A 7,621-nucleotide genomic window follows, 5' to 3' on the forward strand; every position below is an offset into this window, starting at 1 on the left:
CTTTGTGAAGATGTTTTTGATTTTCTTATTTTCGCTTGTGATGCTCCTTTGCGGATGCAGCCCGGTTGAAACAGCCGGCGGTGTCAGTGAAGAAACCAATTCCGTTTCTGGAGTCCTCGTCGCCGCTGATGGAAATTTTGCAAGAAATGTCGTTATTCACGCCCGTCACAGTGCTAAGTCTGACCAGCTGTTTGTTGATACGACTGATGAAAATGGCGCTTTTGGCTTTAGCATCAAGGAATATGGAGAGTACGTCCTGTCTTCTCATAAGGCTGGACTGGCCGTATACGAGACTTTTGTGTACACCGGTTCGGATCTGAAACTGAGTTCCAAGATGACCACGGTCAAGACGATTCAGGGCAATCTGGTTTTGGATGGTGTTTCCAGTCCGGAGGACGCCAAGGTCGGAATTCCGGGCACGGATTGGGTTTCTTCTGTGAAGCCTACCGGGTACTTTGTCTTGAGCAATCTGCCGTTGGGAACCTATAATTTGACCGTTTCTTCGCCGGATCGTGAACGCTTTGATGATGCGGAATACACCCTTGTGCTGGAAGGTGATTCCTACTGGCTGAACGGTCCGCTCCCCAGGGGTATCGTTCACTCCGAGCCGGTTGATGTGTCCGTAAATTCTAAAGGCGTGTCTTATAATGGCGTTTCTGAAATTACGCTCCCCATGATCGATGTGGACTATAAGATTCAGTATGTGTGGACTATGGATTCTGTGCTTGCGTTGCCTTCTGATTCCGGAACCGGCTACTACCTTCTGGATGATATGGGGCACGAGACCGAGACGGTCTTCCTGTATGAGCCTGAATTTACCGAAGGTGTCGATGGCAAGGCAATCCGCTTCGTGGCTTCTGATTATGCTGCTGTAGATACCAGCGGTTTCCTGGATGTGGATTCCCTGACGGAACTGTCTATTGAAGGCTTCTTCAAGTTCAACAATCCTGAGGCTTTTGCGGTAGGTGAGTTCCAGAAGAATGTCTTGAGCAAGCGGGGCGACGATTACATTGAAGAAATGATCGGTGTTTCCCTAATTAGCGGAAAATGCGGTGCAGTTGAGCCTAGGCTGGCGTTCTACTCGGTGAATGTCAATAATCCCACCTGCGGGTACATGGCGGTCTCTCAGCGTGCTGTGCCGGCTGGCGAATGGATTTATGTGGTGCTCACCTGGAGGCGAGGCATTGCGAAGATTTATCAGAATGGGGTGTTGACGGGTCGTATTGACACGGGCCTCCGTTGGATGGAAAACATTTCCAAGCCGCTCTATATTGGCGGTGACGGGCTGGACTTCGAAATGGATGATGTACGTTTTGGGTTTAAGGAAATATCATCTGCAGAAGTACTTTACAGGTATTATAAAAGGTTAGGAGGACAATTATGATTGACGAAAGAAAAGGTTCGGTGGAGCAGGCCTATTTCGAGGCCAATCGTCATGGCAGGCTCATCAAGGCCAACAAGCGCTTTTGCCGCATGTTTGGCTTTGAAGAGGGCGAAATCGAATGGCATTACGTAACGGATCTGTGCCGCAATGCCAAAGACTGGGAAAACTATGTCAATTCCCAGATGCAGCCCAGCACTGTCTTGCGCATGAAAAACCGTAAGGGGCGCAGCTTCTGCTGCAAACTCTTTACTCATCTGCGCCAGGATGGTGACGGCGAACTGCGATACGATGTTTCTGTCCATCGTGTTTCTGCGACTTCGCCCGTGGTTGCTGCCCCTGCCGCCTTTGTTGAAAGTCGTGTGTTCCTTGCTAGATGTGCTCACTGCGGTAGTCAGATCCGCGTGGAGTCTGCTAACGAGGTTCGTTTCCGTCGAGTATGCGACCAGTGCGCTGCTCGCGAATATCCAGAAGCTTACGCAATCCGCTGTGCCCAGGTGTGATAGGAGGACCGGTTAGGAGGACTGGTTAGGAAGGAAAGGGGATAGGAGGTTTTGCGTAGGGGTGACCGGTCGGATCCATTTGGGGGTGTCCGATCGGTCGCTTTTTTTTGTGAACTTTTTATGGGGGTTCGTCGGGCGGGTCCGTTAAACGGATAAGGGGCAATAAAAAGAGCAAAAAAAAGAACGATCCTTTCGAATCGTTCTTTTTAATTTTTCTAGGAACTTAAGCTGTTGGCTCAAATTATTCGCCGAAGGCGTCGTCTGCTGCAGCGCTCACCTGTGCGGTGTTTTCTGCGGTCATTTCGATTTCTTCTGCGGCTTCCACTTCAGCTTCGGCCTGTGCAGCCTTCTTTTCAGAAATGGTGAGCTTGCCTTCCTTGAACTTGTACATGGCGATGGTGGTCGGCTTCTTGGTCAACTGAATGTAACCCTGGCCAGCCTGCTTGTTGATGAAGCGTGCTTCCTGAGCCATCATCACAACAGCGCGGAAGACAGAACCCTGACATTCTTCACTTGCGTAAATGTCGTCAAGATAAACTCTCTGATCGTCAGCCATCTTAGTACCTCAAGTTAAGGTTTGTGTTCCTACAAAAAATTCTCAAATGCTTTTTCCAAAACATTTGAGAAGTTTTGTTTTTAGAAGAGGGAGAGGGATTCGAACCCTCGTTACCGCGAGGTAAACACGCTTTCCAAGCGTGCGCCTTCAACCACTCGGCCATCCCTCCAAGGATGTGCGCCAATTATACATTTATTTTTGACACTTGTCAAGGGTGTTGGCGCATTTTTTTTGATTTTTTTGAAAAAAGTTGAATTTTTTTTGGATAAACTCTCCAAATCACACTTTTTCGACAAAAAATCGTTCTAATCCCGTCTAGAACTTGCTCAGTTCGTCCCAGACCACCTTCATCAAAGGCTCGATTGTCTTGGCTGTAAAGTCAAAATTGATGTTTGCAGCCTTGAACATTTCGGGCACGGTTACGCTGTAGCCCAGGCTTTCCGCCTTGAACAGGTCGTCGATGGCCTTTTGCGGGTCCTTCTTGAAGTTTGCCCACACCTGCAGGGCGCCCAGCTGGGCGATACCATATTCGATGTAGTAGAAGGGGCATTCGAACAGGTGCAGCTGCTTCTGCCACATGTTGTTGCGGAACTTTTCCAGGCCGGTATAGTCGACGCCGGCGTCATAGCGGTCCATGATGCCTGCCCAGATGGCTTCGCGGTCGGCGGCGGTATGGTTGGGACGGCTGTAAAGCTCGTGCTGGAAGCTATCGATGCTGGCCACCCAGGGGAACAGCCAGATAACGTCTTCCAATTCGCCCTCGATACTGCGTGCCATGGATTCGGTGTCGTCGCCATAGAAGGGCTTCAAGTTAGACATGCCGATCAGCTCCATGCTCATGCTGGCCACTTCTGCAAATTCCGAAGGAACGTCGCGGTAGGCGAGAATAGGCTGGCCTGCCAGGCCGAACTGATGGAAGGAATGGCCCGATTCATGGAGCAGCGTATAAATGTCGCGGTCCGTACCTGCGGAATTCATAAAGATGAAGGGCAGACGGGATTCGTCAAAACCGATCTGGTAGCCGCCCGGAGCCTTGCCCAGACGGGAATCCGGGTCGATCAGTTTCTGGGCCTGCATCTGGCGGGCCCACTTGCCGGCCTGCGGGTGGATGCTTTCAAAAATCTGGTCAACCTTCTCGATCAGCTCTTCGCCGGTCTTATAAGGCTTCAGAGGTTCGCGATTCAGCGGGTCTACGGCCAGGTCCCAGGGGCGGAGCCTTGCCAGGCCCATCTTGGCGGCTCGCTTCTTGTAGATTTCCTTCAGCAGGGGGAGCACCAGCTTCTCTACGCTTTCGTGGAAGTCCTTGCAATGCTTGGGGGTGTAATCGCGGCGCTTGGCCATGTAGATAAAGTCAATGTAGTCCTTGCAGTGGGCGTTCTTCGCAATCTTGTTGCGGATGGAGAACAGTTCGTCGAAGGACTTGTCCAGGGCCTCCTTGTCCTGCATGCGGCGTTCCCAGGTGGTGCGCCAGGCCTTTTCGCGGATATCGCGGTCGGTACGTTCCAGATAGGTTCCCAACTGCTGCATGGTCTGGACCTTGCCATCGAATTCCACGCTCATACCACCGGTAATCTTCTGGTATGCCTGCACGGCCTTCACTTCTTCAGTTTCCAGGGGAATATTCTCGGGGCTGAACAAATCCAGGGAAAGCTGGACGCTCTTGAACCATACGCCGAATTCGCCCTTCAGCTGGTCCTTGGCCGGATGGGCCATCAGCTTCTTGTTCAGCTTGTCGTCAAACTCGTTGGCGATGGGGTCCACGTTCTCTACGAAACTTTCGTAAGCCTTGGCGGCCTCTTCGTCCTTGGTGTTTACGGTCATGGCCACATAGCGGCGGCAGCTCACTTCCTGCAATACGGAACCCAGTTCGCTCCACTTCATGATCCAGGCGCGCAGGGCATCGGCGGTGCTGGCGACGTTCTCGTCCAGCAGCTGCTGGAACAAAGCTTCCACTTCCTTGGTGTTGTCTACGTTAAAATTCTCGGGTACAAATTCGCGTTTCATATTCTACATCAATCCTTATTTTCTATAAAAAATAGCATCTCGTTGTGTGCGATCATTTCTGGATGGCCCCCATCCAGTTGTTCACCACGTTGTTCAATATGGTGTTCCTGACGTTATCCATAAGGGCGGTCTTTTCTTCCTGGGAGACCGGGCGGTCAATATCAAATTCCAGGGGGACCGATTCACCGTCTACATCCAGGGCCACTGTCAGAACGCCCTTCATGTTGATCAGTGAAACATCCTTCAGCCAGAAAATCCGTCGGTCGATGGGCATGGTGGTGGTCACCGTCAAATTATTGCTGCCGGGAACCATCTTGATGGAATCCTTCAGCGAAATAGGCAGTTCCATTAGCGTATCCAGTTTCAGGGTAGCTTGTAAATCCCGAATCCACAAAGTATCGGTACCTTGATTCTTGGCAATCACTTCGGCGGAAAGTCCCAGAGTTCCCAGTTCCTTTTCCAGCTTGCCCTTGGCGAAATCCTGAACGAGCGCCACCACCTGGGGGTTGGGCAAAAAGCCGTTAAACAGCCCCTGCTTGGGGAACAAATCCTTGTTGATGCTTACGGAATCCAGGGTCAGGGCGTTAAATTCCAGCTTGGTCTTGGAAAGGATGTCGGCGGCGCTGATCTTGCGGGTCACGGCGCAGCCGAACAATGACAGAACCACCAGGGCGGCCAACGAAATGGTTAAGGAAAATCTGAATTTCATACGGCCCCAAATATACAAAACCCTACTTCTTGGTGACAACGTATCCATCGCCGTCGTCGTTCTGGATAATCAGGGTGGTGGAATGGTTGATCAGTTTGTCGTATTTGGCGTACACCGTGAACTGGATGCCCGATGTGAACACCACCTGCTTCACATCCTTTTCGAAAGTGTTTTTCTGGATGTTGTAATCCACCTTGCCATCCTTGGCCGGGTTGGAATAAGTATACGTGGTATCGGAATCCTCATCTACCATGTAGACAATAAAGGCCGTACCCTTGGTCTGATTTTCAAGGGTGATGGTGAAGGGATATTCCGCCTGTTCGCCCGAATCGGTGGAGCCATTGCCGGAGCAATCCCACAAAAAGGAGAGGCCCATAAGGGTTATCGTAACGGGTACCGCATATTTTTTAATAAAACGTGAAACCATACCATCCCTATATCGTATCAAATGAACTTGTTGTCAATATAAAAAAGTCCGAACCGCAAAAAGGTCCGGACAATTTCTTTAGGCAGCCTAAGCTCGCCGAAGGATTCTGAATTACTTCTTTTCTTCTTCAGCGTGGCAGGGGCAGTGGTAGCAGTCGCCCGTTTCTGCGTAGTCCTTGCCGGTCCAGCAGAAGGTGCAGAGCTGATCTTCCGGCAGGCCGATAGCCTGGATAAGATCGTCGATGCGCTGGAAGGCCAAGGTGGTCAGGTTCAAGTTGCGACGGATGTAGTCCACCATTTCCTTGTATTCCGGGGAATCCGGGTTGGTGTACTTGTCCAGATCGGCGTTCTCGCCTTCCTTTTCGCGGATGTAGCGGCGGGTAATCAGGTCGTACACGCTCTTGGAACGGGAGAAGTTGATGAACTTACAGGGGTAAACCAGGGGAGGACATGCAATACGCATGTGGGTTTCCTTACAGCCCATGGAGTAAAGCTTTTCGGCCTGCTTGCCCAGCTGGGTACCGCGGACGATGGAGTCGTCGCAGAACACCAGGCGCTTGTTGTCGATGAGGCCCGGAATGGGAATCAGCTTCATGGATGCCACATGTTCGCGCTGGCGCTGGTCCTGAGGCATAAAGGAACGTGCCCATGTGGGAGTGTACTTGACGAAGGGACGTGCGAACTTGATGCCTGCTTCGTGAGCGTAACCCAGGGCGTGGGATGTGCCGGAGTCGGGAATACCGCAGGCGGCGTCGGCTTCGGTAGGAGTGCGCTTTGCAAGTGCGGAACCGCAACGGTAGCGGGTCATTTCCACATTGCGGCCTTCGTAGGCAGATGCCGGATAGCCGTAGTAAACCCACAGGAAGGAGCAGATGGCCATCTTCTTGCCCGGTTCAACCAGGGTGTTGATTCCATCGGGGGTGAGCTCGGCGATTTCGCCCGGACCCAGGTCGCGGAGGTGGTCGTAGCCCAAGTTGGGCAGGGCGCAGCTTTCCTGCACGGCGATGACGGAACCGTCCTTCTTGCCCACGATGATGGGAGTACGGCCCCACTTGTCGCGGGAGGCGTAGAACTTGCCGTTGCTGTCCATGACGAGAACGGAGCAGCTACCCTTAATCTTCTGCTGCACGTAGTTGAGACCTGCAACAATGGAATCCTGGGTGGCGATCAATGCGGAAACCACTTCGGTAGGGCCAACCATACCGCTGGTGGTAGAATACTGGAGCTGCATGCAGTTGTTCTGGAACAGCTCGTTCTTAAGATCTTCGATGTTGGAAATGAGACCTACGGTGACCAGGGCGAAAGTGCCATGCTTGCAGGTCATGACCAGGGGCTGGGGGTCGGTATCGGAAATAACGCCCAGGCCCACGTTGCCGGCGAACTTGGCCAAGTCGTTTTCGAACTTGCTGCGGAACGGGGTGTTCTGGATGTTGTGGATGGAACGATGGAAATTACCATCGGCCTTCAGAACAGCCAGACCGCCGCGATGAGTACCGAGATGTGAGTGATAGTCTGTACCGAAGAACAGATCCGTTACGCAATCGTTCTTGGAAATAACGCCACAAAAGCCGCCCATAAAGACTCCTTAGTCGGGGATTTTACGCCGAAAAGATAGAAATCTTATAAAACTTTTCATTATTTGTACTGCAAGAATATGAAAAAATATGTTTGGACCTTTACAAAAAATGAATAATCAAGACCGCTTCCCCAAAAAATCAAGCAATTTTCACAATTGGGGAAAATGCTCGCCAGAAATTTTAAGCAGTATCTACAAGACGATGAAAGCCGTTCAAAAAAAATTTGCTTTCGTGTTTTTCGTTACGAAAAGATAAACCCCGTTCAAGTGAACGGGGTACTTTATTGACTTTTACAGCAGGCCGTGTTGTCTGAGGATTGCGGCATATTTGTCGGCACGGGCTTTTTCGGCTTCAAGCTCCTGCCTGTTAGCTGCGATTTCCTCTTCCTGCTGTTTGATCAGCTCTTCGGTGTACTTGCGGGTAGAAATCGCGTCCAGTCTACGACGCTCCTCCATTTCCTTGCGG

The 7,621-nt window shown here is 51.4% G+C and carries 7 protein-coding genes and 1 tRNA gene; 2 read left to right on the plus strand and 6 right to left on the minus strand.

Annotated elements, in window-relative coordinates; all coding sequences use genetic code 11:
• Positions 1 to 10: 10 nt before the first annotated feature.
• Both BUB38_RS13825 and BUB38_RS13830 read left to right on the plus strand, forming a co-directional pair.
• Positions 11 to 1,384 (plus strand): LamG-like jellyroll fold domain-containing protein, encoded by a 1,374-nt coding sequence (locus BUB38_RS13825; RefSeq protein ID WP_073161322.1) that lies wholly within the window; start codon positions 11 to 13, stop codon positions 1,382 to 1,384.
• Entirely contained in the window at positions 1,381 to 1,884 is a 504-nt protein-coding gene (locus BUB38_RS13830) for a PAS domain-containing protein (RefSeq protein WP_073161323.1), read from the plus strand. Before BUB38_RS13825 ends, BUB38_RS13830 begins: the two co-directional genes overlap by 4 nt.
• Before the next feature lie 241 nt (positions 1,885 to 2,125).
• On the opposite strand, the gene BUB38_RS13835 is transcribed toward BUB38_RS13830, so the two are convergent.
• The 6 genes from BUB38_RS13835 to BUB38_RS13860 all read right to left on the minus strand — a co-directional run bounded on the left by BUB38_RS13835 (position 2,126) and on the right by BUB38_RS13860 (position 7,155).
• Positions 2,126 to 2,440 carry a hypothetical protein gene (locus BUB38_RS13835; RefSeq protein WP_073161324.1) on the minus strand — a complete coding sequence of 105 codons (315 nt, stop codon included), beginning with the start codon at positions 2,438 to 2,440 and terminating at the stop codon, positions 2,126 to 2,128.
• A gap of 84 nt (positions 2,441 to 2,524) precedes the next feature.
• Positions 2,525 to 2,609: transfer RNA gene (locus tag BUB38_RS13840), tRNA-Ser, on the minus strand.
• 146 nt (positions 2,610 to 2,755) lie between these two features.
• The gene (locus BUB38_RS13845; protein ID WP_073161325.1) at positions 2,756 to 4,444 is read right to left on the minus strand and encodes a M3 family oligoendopeptidase; all 1,689 of its coding nucleotides are present in this window, start codon (positions 4,442 to 4,444) and stop codon (positions 2,756 to 2,758) included.
• A gap of 52 nt (positions 4,445 to 4,496) precedes the next feature.
• Entirely contained in the window at positions 4,497 to 5,153 is a 657-nt protein-coding gene (locus BUB38_RS13850) for a hypothetical protein (RefSeq protein WP_073236150.1), read from the minus strand.
• A gap of 22 nt (positions 5,154 to 5,175) precedes the next feature.
• On the minus strand, positions 5,176 to 5,580 hold the full coding sequence (locus tag BUB38_RS13855; protein ID WP_139258464.1) for a hypothetical protein: 405 nt from the start codon (positions 5,578 to 5,580) through the stop codon (positions 5,176 to 5,178).
• Between the two features lie 111 nt (positions 5,581 to 5,691).
• The gene (locus BUB38_RS13860; RefSeq protein WP_073161328.1) at positions 5,692 to 7,155 is read right to left on the minus strand and encodes an amidophosphoribosyltransferase; all 1,464 of its coding nucleotides are present in this window, start codon (positions 7,153 to 7,155) and stop codon (positions 5,692 to 5,694) included.
• Positions 7,156 to 7,621 lie beyond the last annotated feature (466 nt).

The organism is Fibrobacter sp. UWH5, assembly GCF_900142505.1.
Lineage (GTDB): Bacteria > Fibrobacterota > Fibrobacteria > Fibrobacterales > Fibrobacteraceae > Fibrobacter.